The sequence below is a fragment of the Streptococcus suis genome, assembly GCF_002964045.1.
Classification (GTDB): Bacteria; Bacillota; Bacilli; order Lactobacillales; family Streptococcaceae; genus Streptococcus; species Streptococcus suis_U.
This window is the reverse complement of sequence record NZ_POPB01000218.1, coordinates 1-1,454: the sequence shown is the minus strand read 5'-3', so window position 1 is coordinate 1,454 and position 1,454 is coordinate 1. Positions and strand designations below refer to the sequence as shown.

The 1,454-nt window shown below is 43.4% G+C and carries 1 protein-coding gene; it reads left to right on the top strand.

Translation table 11 applies throughout. The annotated features are described in order from the left end of the window. Positions 1-83 precede the first annotated feature (83 nt). The coding region (locus C1E99_RS01995) for an IS1182 family transposase (protein WP_105206438.1) at positions 84-1,454 on the top strand (1,371 nt) is incomplete at its 3' end.

Genomic DNA, 1,454 nt, shown 5'->3' with positions numbered 1-1,454 from the left:
AAAGTCCTTAGAATTGATTTTCTAAGGGCTTTTCTTCGTATTTAGGAGTATAATATAAGAAAAAGGACTTATGAGGTTCTCCTATGCTACACAAAGAAAAACCTGACTATAACCGCAATCAGTACGGTTTCTATACCCTTGACCAGCTTGTGCCTGCAGATCATTTCCTGCGCCAAGTGGAAGCTGTGATTGACTTCGACTTCATTTATGAACTAGTAGAAGATACCTATTCGTCTGATAATGGTCGTCCTAGTCTTGACCCTGTCATGTTAGTTAAAATTCCTCTGATTCAGTGCATTTATGGTATTCGTTCCATGCGTCAGACCATCAAGGATATTGAAGTGAATACTGCCTATCGCTGGTTTCTTGGTTTAACCCTAGATGACAAGGTGCCTCACTTCACGACATACGGCAAAAATTATTCCCGTCGCTTTCAAGAGAAAGGGTTGATTGAGTCCATTTTCACGCATATTCTTGGGCTGTGTATCAATGCAGGCCTGATTGACCCGACGGAGATTTTCATAGACGGAACTCATATTAAGGCTGCGGCTAATAATCGTAAGTTTATCAACCAAGAGGTGGAAAAGCAGGCTAAATTCATGAGTGAACAGCTGGAAATCGAAATTAATCAAGATCGGGTAAAGCACGGAAAAAAGCCGCTCGGGCCCGCCAAAGAGCCAGAGACCATCGCTAAGAAAATCTCCACAACCGACCCAGAAAGTGGCTGGTTCCACAAAGGTGATCATAAGGAAGTTTTCGCTTATTCTGCCCAAGTTGCCTGTGATAAGTATGGCTGGGCACTTGCTTATAGTGTTGAGGCTGGTAATATCCATGACAGTCAGGCTTTTCCTGCACTTTTCGCCAAACTTGAACCCTTGAAACCAGAATATATCATTGCGGATTCGGGCTATAAAATTCCCAGTATTGCCAAGTTTCTAATTGATAAGGAAATCACTCCTGTCCTTCCCTACACCCGTCCCCGTGGGAAGAAGGGACAACTTCGTCCTAAAGATTTTGTCTATGACGAACACTTCGATTGTGTCCTGTGTCCTGAACATCAGGTGTTGACCTATCGTACGACCACCCGAGAAGGCTACCGAGAATACAAAAGTGACCCAGCAATTTGTGCCAACTGTCCCCTATTATCAGTATGTACGACCAGCAAGAACCATCAAAAAGTTGTCACGCGGCATATTTGGAAGGAGTATTTGGAACAGTGCGAGGATATTCGTCATCAAAGAGGGATGAAGGAGCTCTACCAACATCGGAAAGAGACGATTGAACGGCTATTTGGCACAGCCAAGGAATACCATAATCTGCGCTACACGAGAGAAAAAGGCAAGTCCAAAATGGAGGATAAGATTGGACTGACTTTGGCGTGCTTAAATCTCAAAAAACTAGTTAAAAGGATGGCAAGAAGGCCTTTTTATTTTGTCCAGATGAGGTGGTTTAAG